We start from the raw sequence: 23277 nt of genomic DNA, 5'->3' as shown, positions 1-23277 counted from the left end.
ACGATTTACAAATCACGATTGACCCAACATTCCTACGGAATTTTCTTGAGTATTGAATTACGTAATAAAACTTCCAGCAATACACAAAGGAAGGCAGCCAGTGCAAACCAGCGATAGTCTTCCTCCCGCTTGCTATACTCTTTCACGTTCAGCTTTGTTTTCTCCAGCTTGTCTATTTCTTCATATACCTCTTTCAGTTTCGAGTTGCTCGTAGCTCTGAAATAGTTACCATCCGTAGTACCGGCAATCTGAGTCAATGTTTTCTCGTCGATTTCTACCGGCATATTGATGTACTGTACCGTATTGCCGACCGGATAAGGATATGGAGCCATTCCGTTCGTACCCACTCCGATGGTATATACACGGATACCAAAACTTTTGGCAATCTCGGCAGCTGTCAATGGTGAAATATCTCCTTTATTATTTGTACCATCTGTCAATAAGATGACCACTTTTGATTTGGCTTTACTGTCTTTCAGGCGGGTTACGGCGTTTGCAACTCCCATACCTACTGCCGTACCATCTTCGATAAGCCCACATTTGATATTATGAATCATATCCAGCAATACGGCATGATCTACAGTCAGGGGGCATTGAGTGAACGTTTCTCCGGCAAACAGAGTGATACCAATATTATCATTCGGGCGTCCGTTAATAAATTCAGCAGCTACATCTTTGGCAGCTTCCAGTCTGTTCGGCTTCAAGTCTTCTGCCAGCATACTGGTGGACACGTCGATAGCCAGCATAATATCAATTCCCTCTATTTCGCTGTTTTGCCACTTATTAGTGCTTTGCGGACGTGCAAGTACTACAATTATCAATGCTAATGCAATGACACGTAGTATAAATGGAGCATGCAGCAAATAATTCTTATAACTTTTGGGAGTATGCGCATATACCCGTGCATCCGAAATCTGGAGCGTAGCCTCAGATTTCTTTCGCTTTAAGATATACCATACAATATAAGGTATAAGCAATAATAGCAAAAACAGATATTCAATATTGGCAAAAACCATTTTATTTTCGATTTAACAGTTTACTATTTAGTATTCACACCACATTATGCAAAGAGATCATAAAGCTGCATACCTATATATATAAAAGTACCGATTAATGCTGCAGATAAGAATACAATACCGCAGATTAATAATATTTTGGTACGCAGAGAACGTTTCTCGATGATTGTGATTTCCGTTGGTTGCGGTTTCTGATTCTCCTCTTCCGGTTGCTTTGTCTCGTTGATAAAATCGATTGCGTTAATCAAATTCGCATCGTTTTCATTCATTTGCGGATCATGTTTGGCAAACTTTACCAAATCCGCTGTCTGGAAGAGTTCCTTCAAATCCGATATAGCATCTTTATCGTTCATTTCCAATAACTTATCAATGATTTCAGAAGAAGTCATTTCAAGTGCGTTGAATCCGAAACGATCCTTGATGTAGGTACGAAGAGTATCCGTCAGTTCTGTATAGTATGTCTTCGGCTCTCCCTTCTGCCATACCTTCTCACTCTTGATACGTTCGATTTCTTTCATCGCAGCCTGATGTGGCGGCAACTTAGGTTCTACTTTTATCTTGCGGATAATAGGTTTATTATCACGGATACGAATGATCAGATAGATTAACAGACCGAGCAAAGGTAATGCAAGGAATGAGCAACCGATTAGTCCATACCAGTCTTCCCAGGCAAAAGGTGCTTTCATCACTGTTTTTTGTCCGAAGAACTGGTCCGGATGTAAAGTGTCGACCGGCATCGAATATACTTTCAGTGCCAGTGCTTTTGATCTATATTCTTTGCCATCCACTGTGACGGGCATTGGCGGAAGATAATAGAGAGCTGAATCAAACGAGGTGATAATATATTCCTGAGTGATCAGCATCCGTTGGCGATCATTCAGAAATTGCGTATCCGGTTTGACAGTTTCTATAATTTCTACCCCACGCACCAGCGTATCGGTATAAGCAGGAAAGACAGCACGTTGCTTGGCGTCCATCGCTACTTGTAGTTGTACTTTCGCTTGTTCGCCAATTAATATCTGCAACGAATCTATCTTGGCTTCAACCGTAACAGACTGTGCTACAGTTCTACCCATAGGCAGCAGACATAACAATGCTATCAGAATAATATTTCTATTCATTTTTGATTCCATTAATTTCGTTTGGCAAATAAATTCAACAATGCCTTTACGTAATCCTGGTCGGTTCTCACAGATACGGAGTCTACATTACTTTTGGTAAATGTGTCGTTCAGTTCAGTCTGTTTGTTGATCCACCAGTCACGGTGTGCCCGGCGTACAGCTTTGGAAGAAGTATCGATCCATTGTTCATGACCGGTTTCCGCATCCTTTATCCGCATCAGTCCTACCGGAGGAAGATCACTCACTCTCCTGTCATACACCTGCAATGCCACTACGTCATGCTTCCGGTTGGCGATAGTCAAAGCGTTCTTGAAGTTGTCCTGATCGATGAAGTCGGATAAAATAAACGCAGTACAACGTCTTTTCATTACATTAGTCAGATACTCCAATGCCAGACGAATATTGGTACGGCGGCTTTCCGGCTGAAAGTCAATCAGTTCGCGGATAATATATAGAATATGTTTACGCCCCTTTTTGGGAGGAATAAATTTCTCTATCCGGTCTGAAAAGAAGATCACACCAATTTTATCGTTGTTCTGGATAGCGGAGAATGCAAGAGTAGCTGCAATTTCCGTTACCATATCCTTCTTCAGTTGTTTCACTGTACCAAATTCCAAACTTCCGGAAACATCGACCATCAACATCACTGTCAGTTCGCGCTCTTCTTCAAACACTTTCACATAAGGTTTGTTGAATCGTGCTGTCACATTCCAGTCGATGTCGCGTATATCGTCGCCAAACTGATACTCACGGACTTCCGAGAAAGACATACCCCTACCCTTGAAGGCCGAATGGTATTGGCCTGCAAAGATATTGTTAGACAGTCCTCGTGTCTTGATTTCAATCTGACGAACCTTTTTTAATATTTCACTTGTTTCCATTTATGCAATAGTTAAGTAGCGCAAATTAGGGCACTTCAACCTTGTTCAGAATCTTGCTGATGATTTCGTCCGAAGTCATGTTGTTGGCTTCCGCTTCGTAAGTCAATCCGATACGGTGACGGAGAACATCATGTGCAACAGCACGTACATCTTCCGGAATAACGTAGCCACGGCGCTTGATGAAAGCGTATGTACGGGCAGCCAGAGCCAGATTGATAGAAGCACGGGGTGAACCACCAAATCCGATCATGTCTTTCAGTTCTTTGAGGTCGTACTTTTCGGGGAAACGGGTTGCGAATACAATATCCACGATATAGCGTTCTATTTTCTCATCCAGATATACCTGACGAACGACTTTGCGGGCTTCGATTATTTCTTCTGCTTTTAGAATAGGTTTCACATTGAACTTCTCTCCGTTGATATTCTGACGGATAATCAGTTTTTCTTCTTCCAGTTTCGGATAGTCAATCACTACTTTCAGCATGAAACGGTCTACCTGTGCTTCAGGAAGCGGGTAAGTACCTTCTTGTTCGATCGGGTTCTGGGTAGCCAGAACTAAGAAAGGTTCCGGCAACATAAATGTTTCTTTGCCGATAGTAACCTGGCGTTCCTGCATGGCTTCCAGCAAAGCACTTTGTACTTTGGCCGGAGCACGGTTTATTTCATCCGCCAATACGAAGTTGGCGAAGATAGGTCCTCTTTGTACTTTGAAAGATTCATCTTTCTGGCTGTAAACCATGGTACCGATAACGTCAGCCGGCAATAAGTCTGGAGTGAACTGAATACGGCTATATTTCGCGTCAATCAGTGAAGCGAGTGTTTTAATAGCCAAAGTTTTTGCCAAACCGGGAACACCTTCCAGAAGAACATGTCCATCGGAAAGCAATCCGATAAGCAGTGATTCAACCAAATGTTTCTGACCAACAATGATTTGGTCCATACCTGTCGTAAGATTGGTAACGAAAGCACTTTGTCTTTCAATCCGCTCATTCAGTTCGCGGATATCAATTGATTCAGCCATAAATACTTAATATTTTATTATTTAATTCTCAATAATTAGATGTAAGACTTACCAGTGTGTAAGGCTTCTAAATTCGCTCCCAAAAGTACGCCATATAATTAACGATTGCAACTAATTTTTATTAAAAAACAATGCGAAATCTTTAGATTAAGGTACTTTCATACGCTTTTGTACTTACATAACATTTCACCCGGCTATACATTACTGTATGAGCCGGGTGAATGAATCGTTTTTGTTTTTATTCTTTTGTAAGTTCCGGTATCTCGATTGTTGTACCGTATGGCACGTTATCGGGGTTCTTAATTACTTTCGGGTTGTGTTTTACGATGTATGGCCACATCGCTTTTGTACCGTAAAAGCGTAATGAAACTCGTGTTAAAGTTTCCCCCTCTTTAATGGTGTATTTTGTTTTGGTACCGGTAATCTTATAGGATGCAGAATCCGAATATACCGAGGTTGCAGGCTGTTGCTGTTGGGCAGGTTTACTTTCTGCTTTGACAGGTTCCGCTGCCGGTTCCTTCTTGACTACAGGTTTTGGCTGCACAGTTTCGTCGGGCATAACAGGAGCTGCCTCCGCTACTGTATCTTTTTGCACAATTGTATCAGAAAGTTGTGCTTCCGGCTGAACAGGCTGAACGGCCTCCGGCATGTCGACTATATCCTTATCAGAATCAGATGAAGAAGAGAATAAATCCGGGTAATAAATAAACAGAATAGCTCCTCCACACAATAACAAGACTATAATAATCGTTGCTATCAGATAAGGAATCGCTGATTTCTCCTTTTTATCACTGTCTTTATCGGTATAGGCGGCTTTCGGCTGTTCTGTTTCCGGTTCTTTTTTCGGTGTTGCAGGTTCCATATTCGCTTTATAAAGTTCTTGGGCGATAATTTGTTCTGCAGTAGTTTCTGTTTTTTTCTTCTCTGTTTCTGGTTCTTCTATAATTGTTTCTTCCGAAGCTTCTTCAACCGGCTCTTCTGTTGCTGCCGGACTGAAGTCAGGTTCTAATGGAGTTTCTGAAGGTTCCTCTTCTGAAGAATCTTCAAGTATTGATTCCGATTCGGCTTCTGATTCCAATAATTCTTCGGTCATAGGTTGCTCTATAACAGCAGGTTCCGGTTCTGTTTCTGTCGGAACGGTTTCATTCGTATCGGTCTCCTCTCCTTTAACCGCAGCCACTGCTTCAGTTGCCGGTTCTTCTATTGCGGGCTCTTCCGGCTGTATTTCTTCCTGAGTATCTTCATCAGTATTTTTATCCTCTGTAACTTCAGAATCGACCATTTCGGCTTCACTGTCAGCAACCGAGGCTTCTTCCTCATCGGATTCCTCCATCGGAGTATCTTCCAATACCGTACCCTCATTTAGTACTACCGTCTCAAAATGCGCAAAAGGCTTATTTATCGTATCTCTGAGCGTCGTGTCCGGAGTAAACGATACTTTGGTGTGCCCTTTTATCTGAAAACGCTCCCCAGTGTTGACATTAACGCTTTCCCGGCTATCGACATCAACAAGTTTGAAAGTCCCCAATCCTTTGATTTTCACAGTCTTCTCATTCTCCAGGGCTTGTTCTATCAAGAGAAAGAACTCTTTGACGAATGCTTCGGCATCCTTCTTGGTCATGCTATGTTTAGCCGCCAATAAGTCGATAAGGTCTTGAATTGTCAGTCTTTCATTCATAATTGGGAAAATATATATTATTTAAACTTGTCTTTCAGTGTATTACTGGGTCTGTATGACAATACCAGTTTGGGAGGAACCAGCATGCGCTGCTTGGTGGACGGATTGATCGAAATACGTTCCGCCTTTTTCTTCACTTCGAAAGAACCGAAGCCCTGTATGGCAATCACATTTCCATCTTCCAGTTCCTGTGTCATATCAGACAATAAAGAACTTATCAGTTCAGAAGTGTCTTTGATAGTATATCCCAGTCTGTCTGCCAGTTCCGATGTAAATTCCTTATTATTCATACTTGTTCATTATCTTTGCATATAAATCAAAATCGTCCGCGTCGGTTACTTCTACCCGATAGAATTTCCCGATTTCAAGTTCCTCTCCAGAATGGCTGATCAACACCTCCGGATCTACCTCCGGTGAATCAAACTCTGTACGTCCGATATAATAATCTCCCTCGATCCGGTCGATGATCACTTTCATCTGCTGACCGATTTTCGCTGCGCTCAATTCTGCTGAAATACCTTGCTGGATATCCATCAGTTCATCCAGTCGGGCTTGCTTAACCTCCTGTGGTATAGAGTCTTCATATTGTTTGGCGGCATAAGTTCCTTCTTCTTCAGAATAGGCGAAAGCTCCCATTCTGTCAAAACGCGCTTTGCGCACAAACTCTTTCAGCTCTTCAAAGTCCTCCTCCGTTTCTCCCGGATGTCCTACCATCAGCGTGGTGCGCAGATGAATGCCCGGCACTTCTTTACGGAATTGCTCAATCAACTTGTAGGTATCTTCCTTGCCTACTTGCCGGCGCATTAATTTCAGCATATTATCGCTGATGTGCTGCAAGGCAATATCCATATATTTGCAGACATTATCACGTTCACGCATTACACGGAATAAATCCGTTGGAAAATGTGCCGGATACGCATAATGCAAACGAATCCATTCTACGCCCGGTATTTCCGAAATACGTTCGATCAATTCGGGCAACATTTGCTTTTTATACAGGTCAATTCCGTAATATGTCAATTCCTGAGCAATCACCTGAAACTCTTTTACTCCTTGCGATACCAGATACCGTACCTCGTCCAGAATTTCTTCTATCGGCTTGGATATATGATGTCCGGTGATAATGGGAATAGCACAATAAGAGCATTTGCGGTCGCACCCTTCTGAAATCTTCAGATATGCATAATGCTTGGGAGTCGTCAAAGTACGCTCAATGTATAATTCCTCATGATATGTTTTTCCCAAGTCCTGCAAAAGTTCTTTCCAGTTGAATTTACCGTAGAACTTATCCACCTGTGGAATTTCAATAGCCAGTTCTTGCAGATAACGTTCGGAAAGACAACCCATTACAAAAAGTTTCTTCAGATCGCCTTCTTCTTTTCTTTCTGCAAATTCCAGAATCATGTTGATAGACTCTTCTTTCGCGTCACCGATGAACCCGCAGGTGTTGATCACCGCAATTTCCCCTTCCGGTTTTTCAGTATCATGAGTTACGCTATATCCTGCTTCTTCCAGCTGACGCATCAACTGCTCCGAGTCTACTAAATTTTTGGAACAACCTAAAGTAATAATATCTATTCTCTTTCTTTTCATGCATTCTCTCCAAACAGGGAATCAACAAATTCATTCTTGCGGAAGACCTGTAAATCTTCCATGCCTTCACCCAATCCGATATATTTTACAGGAATCTTGAACTGGTCGGAAATTCCGATGACCACTCCGCCTTTAGCAGTTCCGTCCAGTTTGGTGATCGCCATTGCGGTCACTTCCGTAGCTAAAGTGAACTGCTTGGCCTGCTCGAACGCATTTTGTCCGGTAGAACCATCCAGTACCAGCAGCACTTCGTCCGGTGCATTGGGAACTACCTTCTTCATGACGTTTTTAATTTTGGTCAACTCATTCATCAAGCCTACTTTGTTGTGCAGACGACCGGCTGTATCGATAATTACCACATCCGCATTGTTGGCAACGGCAGAACTCAGTGTGTCGAAAGCGACAGATGCAGGGTCTGCACCCATTTTCTGTTTGACAACAGGTACACCTACCCTTTCACCCCAAATCATCAACTGCTCTACAGCAGCTGCGCGGAATGTGTCGGCTGCACCCAGATAAACAGATTTGCCCGCTTTCTTGAATTGATAAGCTAATTTTCCGATTGTTGTTGTTTTACCTACCCCATTTACTCCCACTACCATAATTACATAAGGCTTTTTCTCGATAGGTACATCAAAGTCTGCTACATCATCCGAATTATTCTCGGTCAAAAGGGCAGCAATCTCATCGCGCAGTATATGGTTCAATTCCTGCGTATTCACATATTTGTCTGCGGCAGCACGTTTTTCGATACGTTTGATAATATTCAAAGTTGTCTCTACCCCCACGTCCGATGTGATCAAAACTTCTTCCAGATTATCCAATACTTCGTCGTCCACTTTCGACTTACCGGCCACAGCGCGAGCGATTTTACTGAATACGCTCTCTTTGGTTTTAGATAATCCTTTATCTAAAGTTTCCTTCTTCTCCTTTGAAAAAAAACTAAAAAATCCCATATCAACAGTTATTTGTATAATACATTATGCTACAAAGATATAACAAAGGATTGGAAAAGTAAAAAAAGAAGCAATAAAAAATCCCCTCACTGTTTGCCAATGAGGGGATTTTGTATTTATAGCGATTTAAGCTATTCCGATTATTTTTTGAAAAAGTCTTGTACTTTTTCGTTTGCAACCATTTGCTCATCAAAAATGTAAGCTCCAGTTTTCGGAGATTTCACCATTTTGATAACCTTGGTATAAGCACGACCTTCTTTAGAACCTTCGTGCAAACTTGCTACTGTTTTCTTTGCCATGGGTTATACTATTATTATTTAATTTCCTTATGTACTGTTACTCTCTTCAGAATCGGGTTGTATTTCTTCAACTCAAGTCTTTCAGTTGTATTTTTTCTGTTCTTAGTTGTGATATAGCGAGATGTTCCCGGCATTCCACTCTCTTTGTGTTCTGTACATTCCAGAATCACCTGTACTCTGTTACCTTTTGCTTTCTTTGCCATTGTAAGTTTTCTCCTCTACGTTTAGCCGATTACTTTAATGCTTTTCCAATCACAGAAACCTTTAGCTACTGCATCGTTCAGTGCAGCGTCCAGTCCCTTTTTGTTGATGATACGCAGACCGTTAGCGCAAAGGCTAAGGCTGATCCAACAGTCTTGTTCTACATAATAGAACTTTTTGTTAAACAAGTTCAAATCAAAGGTTCTTTTAGTTCTTCTCTTTGAGTGTGAAACATTGTTGCCAATCATGGCTTTCTTTCCGGTAATTTGACAAATCTTCGACATTTCTATCTTATTTTTATAGTTTTATATCTATACTTATTTCAAACAGGACGCAAAGTAAGCACTTTTATCCGTATAAAACAAGAATTTCTTAAAATAATTCACTTGTAGACACCAATTTTTCCTTATTTGAGCAAATCACGAAGAATTAATAGGGCATTATTGCCTGCTCTTTCAATATTCATGGCTCTTCCACGGTTTGTTTCCTGCCTGTAAGTACGAATTTCATTTTTATAACCAGCGGCTATCCAAACGGTGCCTACCGGCTTCTCCGGAGTTCCTCCTCCGGGGCCTGCTATGCCCGAAGTTGCGACGGCGCAGTCAGTTTTCATCGCTTTCATCGCTCCTTTTACCATTTCGGTTACAGTCTGCTCACTTACAGCACCATACGTTTCCAGTGTTTCCGGCGAAACATGAAGCAAGTTCATTTTTACTTCATTGGAGTATGCTACTATTCCTCCGTTAAAATACTCCGAGCTTCCGGCAATGGACGTCAGGCGTGCTGCAATGCTTCCTCCGGTACAACTTTCTGCGGTGGAAACGGTTAAATTCTTCTTTTTCAGAAGTTCGCCCACGATTACTTCCAAAGGAATATCTTCTTCACAGAAAATATCATCGCCGAGTATCGCTTCCAGTTTGGCTTGTTCGCGATTCAGTGCGTTTTCTACTTCTGATTTCTTTTGTCCGCGTCCGGTCAGCCGCAGGCGGATAATGCCAAGTTTGGGCAGATATGCCAGCTTGATGCTTTCCGGCAGGGCTGTTTCCCATGGTTCCAGCTTTTCGGCAAGTACGGATTCGGGATAATGCTGCACTTGAAACGTCCGGTGCATGATTACATCCGTCCGAAACTTCTCATGCAGCTTAGGCAGTACGGATTCTGTCATAACGGTTGTCATTTCCTGCGGAACTCCCGGCATGGACACAAGCACTTTTCCTTCTTTTTCGAACCAGCTGACAGATGCGCTTCCCACCGGATTGTTGATAACCGTGCAATCTTTGGGAACCATTGCCTGGCTCTTGTTCAGCGCATTCATCGGTATTTTTCCGGCAAGCACTCGTTTTACGTTTTCAAATACTTCTTCACTGAATATCAGTTCCGTATGAAAGTATTTACAGAGAGTCTGCTTGGTGATATCATCTTTTGTCGGGCCCAGTCCTCCGGTCACCAAGACAATATTCACCCTTTTCATCGCATTATCTACTGCCTCCATGATCTCTTCTTCGCGGTCACGGATGGAAACGATGCGTAGTACTTCGATACCTATCTTATTTAACTCCTGCCCCATCCAGGCAGAATTTGTATCGACCACCTGCCCTATCAGCAGTTCGTCGCCAATGGTAATAATCTCAGCAAACATCTTTTTTCTACGTTAATTAATAGAATATGTTACCTATATTAATAAGGTATATATGCTATGTTTAGTCATTTTGTTCACTTCATTTCTTCGTTTCACGTACGTGGTCCTTTCGTTCCATGTATGTGAGCCGAATGGATCATGTACGTGAAGCGAGCGGTTCATGCACGTGAAACGGAGAAATGCTATAAACAAAGGTTCTTAATGAAGGCTTCTTATATCCTTCTTCTTCCTTTGTTTACCTATTATATATAGGTGCATTTTATTTTTTGGTAAGGCTTCTTTGTGTCGCCGCTTAGCTGATTGGTGTCACTTTTTCACCGTTTGCCGTCACTATTATTACTTCCGTCACTTTAATTGTCACCGCTTAATCTGTTATATTACAGATTGTTATTATACAAAGTGACGGGTGACGGCAAAAAAACAACTTTATAGAGTGACGCGTGAATAAGCCGGAAGATCAATGGAGCAGAAATCCTTATCCAGATACTTGAAGTATCCGGTAATGGCAATCATAGCTGCATTGTCGGTAGTATAGCTGAATTTAGGAATAAAGATATTCCAGCCATACTTTTCGGCATGTTCCCGGAAAGAGTTGCGCAAGCCATTGTTGGCAGAGACTCCACCGGCTACGGCTACTTCTTTAATCTTATATTCTTTGGCGGCTTTCCGTAATTTGTCCATCAGGATATCTACGACGGTTGCTTCCAGAGAAGCTGCCAGGTCTACTTTATGATGTTCGATGAAGTCAGGATCATCTTTCAGCCAGTCGCGCAATGAGTACAGGAATGAAGTCTTCAGTCCGCTAAAACTGTAATCCAAGCCCGGAATATGAGGTTTACTGAAAGTATATGCTTTCGGATTTCCCTGGCGTGCCAGTTTGTCAATAATCGGACCACCCGGATAGCCGAGTCCCATCACTTTAGAACATTTATCAATTGCTTCTCCGGCAGCGTCATCAATCGTCTGACCGAGAATCTCCATATCATTATAGGCTTTTACTAATATAATCTGTGAGTTGCCTCCGGATACCAACAAGCAAAGGAACGGGAATTTCGGCTGTATATTCTCTTCTCCTTCTGCTTTAATAAAATGAGCTAAAACATGTCCTGTCAAATGATTAACATCTATCAAAGGAATGCCTAGAGAACGAGCGAACCCCTTGGCGAAAGAAACGCCTACAAGCAAAGATCCCATCAATCCCGGTCCGCGTGTGAAAGCTACCGCACTCAGTTCTTCTTTGGTAACTCCTGCCCGTTTCAGTGCTTCGTGTACTACTGGAACAATGTTTTGTTGATGCGCCCGTGAAGCTAGTTCGGGTACTACTCCGCCGTATGCTTCGTGTACGGCTTGACTTGATACCACATTTGACAGCAGATAACCATCCTTGATTACGGCTGCCGACGTATCATCACAGGAGGATTCAATTCCTAATATTATTGCACTCATAAGTTTTTAAACTATTAAACGGTGCAAAAGTAATGATAAAACTACGATTCATAACGAACTATTTTATATTTTTGTTCGCTAAATAAAAGTTATCGCTTATCAGAACGCTGAAAAAGACTGTACGCTGGGTAGTTGGTATTGTACTGGGAGTATATATCGGGACTATTGTTTTGCTGAATATTCCAAATGTTCAGCAAGCAATGAGTGTATTTATTGCCAAGGAATTATCCGAAGTACTGAACACACGCCTGACTATCGGCAAAATCAATATCGGTTTATTGAACCGTATTATCATTGATGATGTGCTGCTCGATGATCAGAGCGGCAAGGAAATGCTTAAAGTGACCCGTTTGTCCGCCAAGTTTGACATCCTTCCCTTCTTTAAAGGAAAGATTTCCATCAGTAGTGTCCAGTTGTTTGGCTTTACCATCAATTTGAACAAACAGGCTCCCGACTCTCCTCCGAACTTCAAGTTTGTGCTGGATGCTTTCGCTTCGAAAGATACCGTGAAAAAGGAAAGTTCGCTGGATTTGCGTATCAACTCCGTGCTGATTCGTCGGGGAAGGATGGCTTATCATGTGTTATCTGAGGAAAAAACTCCCGGAAAGTTTAATGCCAAGCATGTCCAGCTTCAGAATATCATAGCCAACATCTCTCTGAAGGCTATGAACAGGGACTCTTTGAATCTTGGTATCAAACGATTGAGTTTTGACGAAAAGGCTTCCGGATTCTCTCTGAAGAAACTGAGTCTGAAATTGGTTGCCAATGACAAACAGACCAATATTGAGAACTTTGCTATCGAGCTGCCCGAAACTTCGCTGAAGATGGATACCATTCATTTGGTGTATGACAGTCTGAAAGCTTTTGATCAGTTCTCGGAGAAGGTTCACTTTTCTTTCCGCACCCTGCCCTCGCAGATTACGTTGAAAGATATTTCTCCTTTTGTGCCGGTGTTGTCGCATTTCAAAGAACCGATAACATTGGATATGCAGGTAAAAGGAACGGTAGACCAGCTCACCTGCTCCCATCTGGAGATTACGGCTGATGACCGCCAGTTCCGGCTTTCGGGAGATGTATCGCTTCAGGAACTTTCGAATCCGCAGGATGCGTATGTGTACGGGAAGCTTTCCGAACTTTCTGCCAATAGTCGCGGAGTCAGTTTCCTGGTCCGCAATTTGAGCAGTAATTACAATGGAGTACCTCCACTTCTGGAACGTTTGGGCGATATTGATTTCCGTGGGGAGATTTCCGGATACTTCACTGATCTGGTTACCTACGGGCAGTTGCGTACAGGGCTTGGCAATGTAAAGACTGACTTAAAGTTGAGTTCCGACAAAACTAAGGGATTGTTTGCTTATTCCGGTGCTGTGAAAACGGAAGAGTTTGGGCTGGGTAAGCTGTTGAATAATGACAAGTTGGGAGAAATCACTTTTAATCTGGATGTACATGGACGGCATATTGAAAAACAGCTTCCTGCCGTAGAGTTGAAGGGATTGATCGCTTCCGTGGAGTATAGCAGATATAAATATGAGAATATTACGCTGGACGGAGAGTATAAGCAGGGCGGATTCAACGGAAAGATAGCGCTGGATGATCCGAATGGTTCCATCTATCTGAATGGAGATGTGAATGTAGCATCCAAGGTTCCTACTTTCAACTTCCTTGCCGTTGTCGACAAGATTCGCCCCTATGACCTCAATCTTACGCCCAACTATCAGGATGCGGAGTTCTCGCTGAAGGTAAAGGCCAACTTCACCGGCGGGTCTATCGACGAAATGATCGGAGAGATTAATGTGGATAGTCTGGAGTTCAGGGCACCGGATAAAGAGTATTTCATGAAAAACATGAATGTGCGGGCTACCCGGCAGGACAATGAGAATCAGCTTAAACTGACTTCCGAGTTTCTGACAGCAAGCATAGCCGGGAAATTTCGCTACCATACATTGCCGGCAAGTATTCTCAATATCATGCGCGGATATATCCCGTCTTTGATACTGCCGCCAAAGAAGCCGATAGAAACGAACAATAATTTCGCATTTGATGTGAATATATATAATACGGATATTTTATCTACGATATTTGATATTCCGCTGACTGTATATACACATTCTACGGTGAAAGGATACTTTAATGATGCTTTGCAGCGACTGCGCGTAGAAGGTTACTTCCCCCGTCTGCAATACAAGAATAACTTTATCGAGTCGGGCATGATTCTGTGTGAGAATCCTTCGGACCATATCCGTGCGAAGGTTCGTCTGACCAGTCTGAAAAAGAATGGGGCCGTGAACCTCTCTCTGGATGCACAGGCCAAAGAAGATAAAGTCAGCACCACTTTGAACTGGGGAAATAACGCCACAGCGACTTATAGCGGAAAGTTGGCTGCCGTCGCACAATTCCTGCGTACAGCAGGCGAAAAGCCTTTGTTGAAAGCGATGGTGGATGTGAAGCAGACTGACGTAATATTGAATGATACGCTTTGGCAGATACATCCTTCACAAGTGGTGGTAGACTCCGGCAAGGTAGATGTGAATAATTTCTATTTCAGTCATCACGACCGTTATGTGCGCATCAACGGACGGCTTTCCGACAATCCTGCGGATACCGTCAAGGTGGATCTGAAGGACATCAATATGGGGTATGTATTTGATATTGCAAACATTTCCGATGATGTGAACTTTGAAGGAGATGCTACGGGAACGGCCTACGCCAGCGGCGTGTTCAAGAAACCTGTGATGAATACCCGTTTGTTTGTCAGGAACTTCTCGCTCAATCAAGGGCGTTTGGGTGATCTGGACGTATACGGTGCCTGGGATAATGAGAAAAGAGGTATTTATCTTGATGCATCTATTCAGGATATAGCGCCGTCGCCATCACGGGTCACCGGTATGATTTATCCGTTGAAACCGGAAAGCGGACTTGATCTGAACATCGATGCCCACGAACTGAATCTGAAATTCCTCGAATTTTATATGAAATCAATAGCACAGGATATAAAAGGAAGAGGAACGGGAAAGGTTCATTTTTACGGAAAGTTCAAGGGATTAAATCTGGACGGGGCTGTCATGACGGATGCTTCTATGAAGTTTGATATTCTGAATACCCACTTTGCCGTTAGAGATACGATTCGCCTGGCTCCTACCGGACTGGAGTTCAACAATATGCACATTGCTGACCTGGAGGGACATTCGGGAACAATGAACGGATATTTGCGTTTCAAGCATTTCAAGAATATTAATTACCGTTTTGAGATTCAGGCTAATAATATGCTTCTGATGAATACGAAGGAATCGACGGATATGCCTTTTTATGGAACGGTGTATGCTACGGGAAATGCGTTGCTCGCGGGTAATGCAATACAGGGGCTGGACGTAAATCTCGCGATGACGACCAACCGGAATACGGTGTTCACTTATGTCAATGGAAATGTGGCATCGGCTGCCAGCAACCAGTTTATAAAGTTTGTAGACAAAACTCCCCGTCGCAGCATTCAGGATTCGATTCCGGTCATTTCCTATTTTGAGCAGATGCAGCAGAAGCGTCAGGCGGACGAAGAGGAGCACCAGACAGATATCCGTCTGAACATTCTGGTAGATGCTACCCCCGATGCTACCATGAAAATTATCATGGACCCTATTGCCGGAGACTACATCAGTGCAAAGGGGACGGGAAATATACGGACGGAGTTTTATAATAAAGGAGATGTGAAGATGTTCGGCAATTACCGCATCAACCAGGGAATCTATAAGTTCAGTTTGCAGGAAGTAATTCGCAAGGATTTTATCATCAAAGATGGAAGTACCATTACTTTCAACGGTGCTCCTTTGGATGCGAATATGGATATTCAGGCTTCGTATACTGTAAATTCCGCTTCATTGAATGATTTGAATCCCGATGTTTCTTCCATTGCCCAACAGACCAATGTACGGGTAAATTGTATCATGAATCTAAGTGGAATCTTATGGCGGCCAACCATTAAGTTGGGTATCGAACTTCCGAATGAAAGAGATGAAATTCAGACATTGGTACGTAACTATATTAGTACGGAGGAACAGATGAATATGCAGATTCTATATCTGCTGGGTATCGGTAAGTTCTATACGGAAGATGCTGCACGGAATAATCAGAATTCGAATGTGATGTCGTCGGTGCTCTCTTCTACCCTGTCCGGTCAGCTGAACAATGCCCTGTCGCAGGTTTTCGAAACTAATAACTGGAATATCGGTACCAATCTGAGCACGGGTGATAAAGGATGGACGGATATGGAAGTGGAAGGTATCTTGTCCGGTCAGTTGCTGAATAACCGTCTTCTGGTCAATGGTAATTTCGGATACCGCGATAATCCAATGGCGAATACGAACTTTATAGGTGACTTTGAGGCTGAATGGCTGATTAACCGTTCGGGGGATATCCGCCTGAAAGCTTACAATGAAACAAATGACCGTTACTACACAAAGACAAATCTTACTACGCAGGGAGTCGGTATTATGTACAAGAAGGATTTCAATAAATGGAGCGATCTTTTCTTCTGGAATAAATGGAAGCTGCGTAACAAACGGAAACGTGAAGAAACAGAAAAGGTACAACAGCAGCAGACGGACAGTATTGCCGATGATAAAGCAAAGTCGGAACTAAAGAGAAAGCGGGCGCAGAAATAAAAACAAATAGTGACACTATACCAACCGGATAGTGTCACTATTTGTATAAAAGGGTGTCTTATCTCATTTAAGAATCGTACCGTCTGCGGCTATCTTGATATTTATATCCAGAGTGTTATTTCCTTCCAGCTCAATCAGATAATAAGCTGTTCCTGCTGCCATTTCGAAATATTCCGCATCATCAATCTGATATCCTGCATACTGGTTACTGATGGTAGTAGTCACTGCCACAGGCAGTTCGTTTTTCCGCACATCCCATGAGGTAGAATACCATTCTCCATTTTTATCAAACAGAACCTCTTTAGAAGTATTGCGGTTGATGTCACTGTCGAAATGGATGATATCAACTTCTGTAAATCCATAATCCCGGTCGCTTTTATCATTTTCCACATCGACTTCCACGATTCTGGCCCCTGCATATTTCTCTTCAATAAAAGTCTTCATGGCAGCAGACAGTTGAGTAGTCGGAAGATGGCTGTTCTCATCATCTGTATCTGCGATGCTTTTAATCAGCACTCCGTCGGCAGAATAATATAAATCGATTTCCTGATTCTGGTTTTCCACTTCGATGACGTAGACTGTTTCGATGCCTTGGCGTTCGAGCTTATCCACATCATCCTTCTTCCATGTCTTGTATTCACTGGTTTCAAATGCGCTCTTTACCGGATCTGGCAATGCAGTATACGGAATATCCGTTTCCGTCATGTGCCAGTTGCCATCCGTAGTAAACCATGCAGATGCCTCATATCCATCATAAAAGTCTGCTACGTAATATCCTGCTTTCGTTTCCCATTTCACATTTTTGACGTTGGGGTACTTAGAAGAAAATGCTTCTTGCAATGCGGCAGGAACAGCAATTGAGTCATCGTCATCGTTATCACAGCTGTGCAGGCTCCAAGCTGCACAAAATGCTATCAATAATGTATAAATTCTCAGTTTCATGGTTATTGTTGATTTTAAGAAGATTAATTATCAATATCAATCAGATTAAACTTCAGGTCAAATTTAAGTTCTGTACGGTTGGAAAGTTTTACTTCGTAATCTTTCTTATCACGTTCTATCTTCAGCACCTTTGCATCCGGATAATGGGTCGTTACATATTTCTGGATGGCGGCAGGGATAATGGCCACAGGTACGGAGGAATGTTTACAGTCTACTTCTTCCCAGTTTCCCTTCTTGTCAAATTCTACTTTATTGCCATTCGTGAAAATCACTTCATAGCTTTTGTAAAGGAAATCACTTTCCATTTTCGCCAATGCCACTTTACTGTCGGAGAAATGCTGTTTGATAAACTGTTGCGCCAATTGTGGCATTTGAGTTACCTGAATTGGTTTATCATCATCTGCACGTGCTACTGTCTGTAGAGTGAACAAGCATACTAATAAGAATACTAACTTTTTCATAATCATTGTTTTTTTAATTGGTTTTACTGATTTCATTTAATTTATAATGCAAAGATGAGAGGAGAATCTGAAAAGATTTGGGAATTTTGAGAGAAATCTAAAAAAAATAAAGGAAATTGCTCTTATTATATTCTTTTGTTTCTTTTAACAGCAACTAATAAATACATCGCTTATTTTTGCAGGCACAAATTGGGCAATATTCATATTAAATCAACCATAAGAACTTTCGTATGACTATGAGAACAAATTGTTTTTTATTATTAACCATTTTGCTGGGAATACTTCCCATGAGTAACACACACGCTAACGACTCTATTCCTAAAAGCGTGATTTTGTACACACCTTACACAAAAATCTCCGTTTCACCGGGGGCGTCTATTGACTACAGCATCGATCTGATTAACAACACAGACAAGTTGATGAATGCCAATCTTTCTGTCAGTGGCCTGTCGAGCAGCTGGAAGCATGAAATGAAATCCGGCGGCTGGAACCTTAGTCAGCTGGCAGTACTCCCTAAAGAAAAGAAGACCTTTAACTTAAAGGTAGAAGTCCCCTTAAAAGTAAGTAGAGGCAGTTACCATTTTGTAGTGTCTGCCGGAGAAGCACAACTCCCCTTGAATGTCGTTGTAGCACAGCAAGGTACTTATCAGACGGAATTTACCACCGACCAGCCCAATATGCAGGGGAACTCCAAATCGACTTTTACTTTTAATGCCACACTGAAGAATCAGACTGCCGATCAGCAACTGTATGCACTGATGGCTAAGGCACCGAGAGGATGGAACGTCATTTTCAAACCTAACTATAAGCAGGCAACTTCTGCACAAGTAGAAGCCAATAGCAGCCAGAATGTAAGTATCGATATCACTCCTCCTGCCAATGTAGAAGCAGGCAGCTATAAAATTCCCGTACGTGCCGCCACAGGCAATACTTCGGCAGAACTGGAACTGGAAGTAGTTGTTACCGGTTCATATCAGATGGAACTGACCACTCCGAGAGGGTTATTGAGTGCCGACGTGACTGCCGGTGATACCAAAAGAATTGAACTGGAAATTAAAAATACAGGTTCTTCCTTATTAAAAGACATTCAACTGTCCGCTAATAAGCCGGTAGACTGGGATGTTACTTTCGAACCGTCAAAGATAGAAATGCTGAAAGCCGGAGAAACTGCTACCGCCGTAGCTATCCTGAAGGCCTCTAAAAAAGCGCTCCCGGGTGATTATGTGACTACTATGATGGCCAAGACTCCGGAAGTGAATGCGGACGCACAGTTCAGAATTGCAGTAAAAACTCCGATGATATGGGGATGGGTAGGCGTCTTGATTATTCTGGCCACTATCGGTGTTGTCTACTATCTGTTCCGTAAATATGGAAGGAGGTAAATCATGGGCGAACAAGTGATCGTACTTACCGAATTAACCAAACAATACGGTAATTTTACAGCTGTAGATCATATTCGCCTGAGTATCCGGAAAGGAGAAATATTCGGTTTGCTGGGTCCGAACGGTGCCGGAAAGTCAACTACTATTTTGATGATGCTGGGATTGACGGAACCTACATCGGGAGTTGTCGAGATATGTGGGATTAATTCTACTACACATCCTATTGAAGTCAAGAAGAAAATCGGCTATTTGCCCGAGGATGTAGGATTCTATGACGACATGACCGGGCCGGAGAACCTGATGTATACAGCACGGCTGAATGGCATTCCGGATAAGGAGGCGAAAGTAAAAGCGCTGGAACTGATGAAACGTGTAGGGCTTGAAGACCAGCTCAAAAAGAAAACCGGAAAGTATTCCCGTGGTATGAGACAACGTCTGGGACTAGCCGATGTGCTTATTAAAAATCCGGAAATCATCATTCTGGATGAACCGACTTCGGGAATTGACCCTGCGGGTGTTCAGGAATTTATTGAACTGATCCACTGGCTGAGTAAGGAAGAAGGATTGACCGTACTGTTTTCTTCTCATCATCTGGATCAGGCACAGAAAGTGTGCGACCGAGTGGGATTGTTCAGTAACGGTAAAATACTTGCTTTGATCGACATGGCGGAGCTGAAAGACAAGAAGCAGGATTTGTCTGATATTTATAACCATTATTTTGAGGAAGGAGGAGAAGGACATGAGTAAAGTCAATCATCCTTTTTGGGTTATCGTTCATAAGGAAGTGTCCGACCATGTCAGAAGTTGGCGTTTCCTTATTCTGATCGGTATCATAGCGCTTACTTGTATGGGATCGCTATATACGGCGCTTACTAATATTGGTGCGGCTATCAAACCGAATGATCCGGATAGTTCGTTCCTCTTTTTGAAGTTATTCACAGCTTCGGACGGGACTCTCCCCTCTTTTGTGCTGTTTATTAACTTTCTGGGCCCTTTGCTGGGAATTGCTTTGGGATTTGATGCGGTCAATTCGGAGCAGAATAAGGGGACATTGAGCCGTATGCTGTCTCAGCCTATTCATCGCGATTGCATCATTAATGCGAAGTTTGTGGCTGCTCTGATTGTAATAGGTATTATGCTGTTTGTGCTGGGCTTTCTGGTGATGGGATTCGGATTGATTGCCATTGGTATTCCTCCTACAGCGGAAGAATTCTGGAGAATTGTTTTCTTTCTCATAACGAGTGTCTTCTATGTAGCTTTTTGGTTGAACCTGGCCATCTTGTTTTCACTCCGTTTCCGTCAGGCAGCCACTTCTGCACTGGCATCCGTAGCTGTATGGCTGTTTTTCAGTGTCTTCTATACGATGATTGTGAATCTGGTGGCAAAAGGGTTAAGTCCGTCGCAGATGGCATCTCCTTATCAGATTATCAGTTATCAGAAATTCATTCTTGGTTTGATGCGGCTGGCACCCAGTGAGTTGTTTAATGAAGCTACCACTACGCTGTTGATGCCTTCCGTCAGAAGTATCGGACCACTAACGATGGAGCAGGTACAAGGAGCTATTCCGAGTCCGCTTCCGTTGGGACAGAGTCTGCTTGTTGTCTGGCCGCAGCTTACAGGGCTGATTGCGGCAACGGTTATCTGCTTTGCCATTTCATATATTATGTTTATGAGAAGGGAGATCCGGTCACGATAATATAGAAGAGTTCAGACTTAAATTACTGTTTATGATGTAATTTTGAGAAATGAAGAATGATGAATGATGAATTACTTTGCAGCGTGATAGCGCAGCCAATTCATCATTCATCATTCTTCATTTCCGTTCGGACTGACCCGATAAAAGTTGTTATAGTAAAACCAGCTTTTTGTTTTTTTAGTTCTTGCTGGAGATTTCAAAGCAATGTTCTCCCTGTTCGAAGTAATACCGTAGATTCAACTGTTGCAGGCGGCAGATAGAATCGGTTATTGCCAACCCTAACCCGGTAGATCCTTCTTTCTTATGACCCTGATAGAAACGTTCGAAGATTTGGTTCTCATCCAGTGGCTGTTTTTCTCCGGTATTGCGGAAGGTGATGCTATGTCTGGTTATTATGATCCGGATATGTCCTCCGTCTACGTTATGTACGAATGCATTTTTTAGCAGGTTTGTCAGCAAGGCAATAGCCAGAGACTCGTTCATTGTAACATGGAAGTCTGCCTGTTCTGTAATGCTTACTTCTATGTTCTTGTAGTCGTAGACTTCCTTATAATCCTCCAGATATTGCTTAAGGAGTACGTTTAAGTCTACATCTTTGGTATCAGTAAACTGGCCGTTGTCTATTTTAGAAAGTAGCAATAATGATTTATTCAGTTTGGTGATATACTCTAGTGTCTGATGAGTTTTCATCAACTCCTCAAGCTGGTTCTCGGACAAAGAATCATCTTCCATCAGCATTTCCAGCCGGTTACGGCAGATAGCAAGCGGTGTCTGGATTTCATGCGAGGCATTTCCGATAAATTGCTTCTGTTGCTCGAACATTTGTTCGGTTCGGTCCACATAGCGGGCGGCTGCATCATTCAGTTTTCGGAATTCTGTAATACGGGTATCATTTTTCAAGGGTTTGTTTTTCTTTCCGGTCTGATAGCCGTCCAACCAATGAAGAAGTACGTACAGAGGTCGCATATTGCGATAAAATACCCATACGGATATAATGATGATGCAAAGTAGCAGGGCTACATACAGGAAGATAATCCAGACCTGAATTGCACTTTTCAAGTCGTCTTTCTCGATGCTGGGGGTAGATACAGTCAGTTCATAATAACGCCCTTCGTTATCCTTGAAGATGGTGGTCAGGATACGTGCCGGCTCTGTTTCTTCTTTTTCTACGATGTATACCATAGAGTCTTTATATTGGATATCTTCCTGACTCTTTGCGCATTCTTCGGTTATTTCCTTCAGATAATACTGATTGTTGGAACCATTGTTTTTGGAAGGCAGCTCCTCTCCTGCCAGTGCGCGGATAATGATTGTTTCCGAATAGTCTTCCAATGAATCATCCACTTCGTCATTGACTTCATCGATCATCGTAACATAGAAGAAGACTGCCCAGACAGTTAAGATAAGAGTCAGAGCCAGTGTGATACGAAGAATGATATAATATATTAGTTTCATGGATGATAGCTCCTTGTTTTTTTATTATTCTACAATCATTTTATAGCCGAATCCGTAGACAGCTTTGATTTCGATATTGGCTCCTGCATCTTTCAGCTTTTTGCGGAGATTTTTGATTTGCGCATAAATAAAGTCAAAGTTGTCCACTTGGTCAATATGGTCTCCCCATACTGATTCTGCCAGTGTGCTTTTATTGACCAGGCGACCGGGACGATTTATAAAATAAAGCAGAATATCATATTCTTTTCTGTTTAGCTCCAGTTCCTGTTCGTCGACAAAGACCCGATATTTGTCGGGTTCTATCCGTACATTTCCCTGACGGATGGTGATCTCACCGTCGTGCTGGTTACGACGGATGACACTTTTGATCCGGGCATTCAGTTCGGCCAGATGAAAAGGTTTAGGGAGGTAGTCGTCCGCTCCCAGTTCCAGTCCTAAGACTTTATCTTCCAACGAATCTTTGGCGGAAATTATAATCACATTTTCCCGCTTATGAAGAGCTTTCAGGCGTTCGAGAAGTTCAAGGCCACTCCCATCCGGCAGCATAATATCCAGTAAGACACAATCATAGTCGTAATCTTCAATTTTACATAATGCACTGTTGAAGTCTCCTGCTGTTTCTACAACATAACGCTCTTTTTCAAGTGAGCGCTGGATAAGTTCTCTTAAAGAGGGTTCGTCTTCTACAATTAATATCTTCATAAAATCTTCTCCTTTCTTCTTTTTTATCTGTTACAAAGAAAAGGGATATTTCTGAAATAAAACTGAAATGGATAAAAAAAGAGTCCGAAATTCAAAATCGGATTCCGGACTCTTGCTTATAATGAAGCAGAAA

Annotated in this window: 21 protein-coding genes; 4 read left to right on the top strand and 17 right to left on the bottom strand. The window is 42.4% G+C overall.

What is annotated here, in order from left to right; all coding sequences use genetic code 11:
• Nucleotides 1–32: 32 nt before the first annotated feature.
• From BLW31_RS11210 to tsaD, 13 genes are all read right to left on the bottom strand, one after another.
• Complete coding sequence (locus BLW31_RS11210) at nucleotides 33–1016, bottom strand: vWA domain-containing protein (RefSeq protein ID WP_010538002.1); 984 nt, start codon at nucleotides 1014–1016, stop codon at nucleotides 33–35.
• A gap of 44 nt (nucleotides 1017–1060) precedes the next feature.
• A complete protein-coding gene (locus tag BLW31_RS11205; protein ID WP_010538001.1) occupies nucleotides 1061–2149 on the bottom strand; it encodes a BatD family protein in 1089 nt (362 codons plus the stop codon).
• Complete coding sequence (locus BLW31_RS11200) at nucleotides 2149–3018, bottom strand: DUF58 domain-containing protein (protein WP_008761572.1); 870 nt, start codon at nucleotides 3016–3018, stop codon at nucleotides 2149–2151. The genes BLW31_RS11205 and BLW31_RS11200 overlap by 1 nt, the downstream gene beginning before the upstream one ends.
• 25 nt (nucleotides 3019–3043) lie before the next feature.
• A complete protein-coding gene (locus tag BLW31_RS11195; protein ID WP_008761573.1) occupies nucleotides 3044–4039 on the bottom strand; it encodes an AAA family ATPase in 996 nt (331 codons plus the stop codon).
• 238 nt (nucleotides 4040–4277) lie between these two features.
• Nucleotides 4278–5717 carry an HU family DNA-binding protein gene (locus BLW31_RS11190; protein WP_010538000.1) on the bottom strand — a complete coding sequence of 480 codons (1440 nt, stop codon included), beginning with the start codon at nucleotides 5715–5717 and terminating at the stop codon, nucleotides 4278–4280.
• A 17-nt stretch (nucleotides 5718–5734) separates the two neighbouring features.
• Complete coding sequence (locus BLW31_RS11185) at nucleotides 5735–6007, bottom strand: HU family DNA-binding protein (protein ID WP_010537999.1); 273 nt, start codon at nucleotides 6005–6007, stop codon at nucleotides 5735–5737.
• Complete coding sequence (rimO, locus tag BLW31_RS11180; RefSeq protein WP_010537998.1) at nucleotides 6000–7310, bottom strand: 30S ribosomal protein S12 methylthiotransferase RimO; 1311 nt, start codon at nucleotides 7308–7310, stop codon at nucleotides 6000–6002. The genes BLW31_RS11185 and rimO overlap by 8 nt, the downstream gene beginning before the upstream one ends.
• Nucleotides 7307–8266, bottom strand: coding sequence for a signal recognition particle-docking protein FtsY (ftsY, locus tag BLW31_RS11175; protein ID WP_010537997.1), 960 nt, complete (start codon nucleotides 8264–8266; stop codon nucleotides 7307–7309). The genes rimO and ftsY overlap by 4 nt, the downstream gene beginning before the upstream one ends.
• 140 nt (nucleotides 8267–8406) lie before the next feature.
• Nucleotides 8407–8565: a DUF4295 domain-containing protein gene (locus BLW31_RS11170; protein ID WP_010537996.1), complete on the bottom strand. Its 159-nt coding sequence runs from the start codon at nucleotides 8563–8565 to the stop codon at nucleotides 8407–8409.
• A gap of 14 nt (nucleotides 8566–8579) precedes the next feature.
• Nucleotides 8580–8768, bottom strand: coding sequence for a 50S ribosomal protein L33 (rpmG, locus tag BLW31_RS11165; RefSeq protein ID WP_008761579.1), 189 nt, complete (start codon nucleotides 8766–8768; stop codon nucleotides 8580–8582).
• A 21-nt stretch (nucleotides 8769–8789) separates the two neighbouring features.
• Nucleotides 8790–9050 (bottom strand): 50S ribosomal protein L28, encoded by a 261-nt coding sequence (gene rpmB, locus BLW31_RS11160; RefSeq protein WP_008765736.1) that lies wholly within the window; start codon nucleotides 9048–9050, stop codon nucleotides 8790–8792.
• Nucleotides 9051–9172: 122 nt separating this feature from the next.
• Nucleotides 9173–10405, bottom strand: a complete 1233-nt coding sequence (locus BLW31_RS11155) for a competence/damage-inducible protein A (protein WP_010537995.1) — start codon at nucleotides 10403–10405, stop codon at nucleotides 9173–9175.
• Between the two features lie 426 nt (nucleotides 10406–10831).
• Nucleotides 10832–11851 carry a tRNA (adenosine(37)-N6)-threonylcarbamoyltransferase complex transferase subunit TsaD gene (gene tsaD / locus BLW31_RS11150; RefSeq protein ID WP_010537994.1) on the bottom strand — a complete coding sequence of 340 codons (1020 nt, stop codon included), beginning with the start codon at nucleotides 11849–11851 and terminating at the stop codon, nucleotides 10832–10834.
• 200 nt (nucleotides 11852–12051) lie between these two features.
• On the opposite strand from tsaD, the gene BLW31_RS11145 reads away from it, so the two are divergent.
• Complete coding sequence (locus BLW31_RS11145) at nucleotides 12052–16506, top strand: translocation/assembly module TamB domain-containing protein (protein ID WP_010537993.1); 4455 nt, start codon at nucleotides 12052–12054, stop codon at nucleotides 16504–16506.
• 63 nt (nucleotides 16507–16569) lie between these two features.
• Here the strand turns inward: BLW31_RS11145 and BLW31_RS11140 are convergent, their stop codons facing one another.
• Both BLW31_RS11140 and BLW31_RS11135 read right to left on the bottom strand, forming a co-directional pair.
• Complete coding sequence (locus BLW31_RS11140) at nucleotides 16570–17448, bottom strand: PepSY-like domain-containing protein (RefSeq protein WP_010537992.1); 879 nt, start codon at nucleotides 17446–17448, stop codon at nucleotides 16570–16572.
• Between the two features lie 23 nt (nucleotides 17449–17471).
• Nucleotides 17472–17909: a PepSY-like domain-containing protein gene (locus BLW31_RS11135; protein WP_010537991.1), complete on the bottom strand. Its 438-nt coding sequence runs from the start codon at nucleotides 17907–17909 to the stop codon at nucleotides 17472–17474.
• 230 nt (nucleotides 17910–18139) lie between these two features.
• On the opposite strand from BLW31_RS11135, the gene BLW31_RS11130 reads away from it, so the two are divergent.
• Genes BLW31_RS11130 through BLW31_RS11120 form a run of 3 tightly spaced genes read left to right on the top strand, consistent with a single transcriptional unit; the run spans nucleotide 18140 to nucleotide 20987 of the window.
• Nucleotides 18140–19291, top strand: a complete 1152-nt coding sequence (locus tag BLW31_RS11130; protein ID WP_010537990.1) for a COG1470 family protein — start codon at nucleotides 18140–18142, stop codon at nucleotides 19289–19291.
• A gap of 3 nt (nucleotides 19292–19294) precedes the next feature.
• Nucleotides 19295–20038 carry an ABC transporter ATP-binding protein gene (locus tag BLW31_RS11125; protein ID WP_010537989.1) on the top strand — a complete coding sequence of 248 codons (744 nt, stop codon included), beginning with the start codon at nucleotides 19295–19297 and terminating at the stop codon, nucleotides 20036–20038.
• Nucleotides 20031–20987, top strand: a complete 957-nt coding sequence (locus tag BLW31_RS11120; protein WP_010537988.1) for an ABC transporter permease — start codon at nucleotides 20031–20033, stop codon at nucleotides 20985–20987. The genes BLW31_RS11125 and BLW31_RS11120 overlap by 8 nt, the downstream gene beginning before the upstream one ends.
• A 177-nt stretch (nucleotides 20988–21164) precedes the next feature.
• Here the strand turns inward: BLW31_RS11120 and BLW31_RS11115 are convergent, their stop codons facing one another.
• Together BLW31_RS11115 and BLW31_RS11110 are read right to left on the bottom strand one after the other, a co-directional pair.
• Nucleotides 21165–22442 (bottom strand): sensor histidine kinase, encoded by a 1278-nt coding sequence (locus BLW31_RS11115; protein WP_010537987.1) that lies wholly within the window; start codon nucleotides 22440–22442, stop codon nucleotides 21165–21167.
• 24 nt (nucleotides 22443–22466) lie between these two features.
• A complete protein-coding gene (locus tag BLW31_RS11110) occupies nucleotides 22467–23144 on the bottom strand; it encodes a response regulator transcription factor (RefSeq protein WP_010537986.1) in 678 nt (225 codons plus the stop codon).
• Nucleotides 23145–23277: the final 133 nt, after the last annotated feature.

This window comes from Bacteroides faecis MAJ27, from assembly GCF_900106755.1.
GTDB classification, from domain to species: Bacteria; Bacteroidota; Bacteroidia; order Bacteroidales; family Bacteroidaceae; genus Bacteroides; species Bacteroides faecis.
Note: the sequence above shows the minus strand (reverse complement) of the source record. Positions and strands in the feature narration are given on the sequence as shown.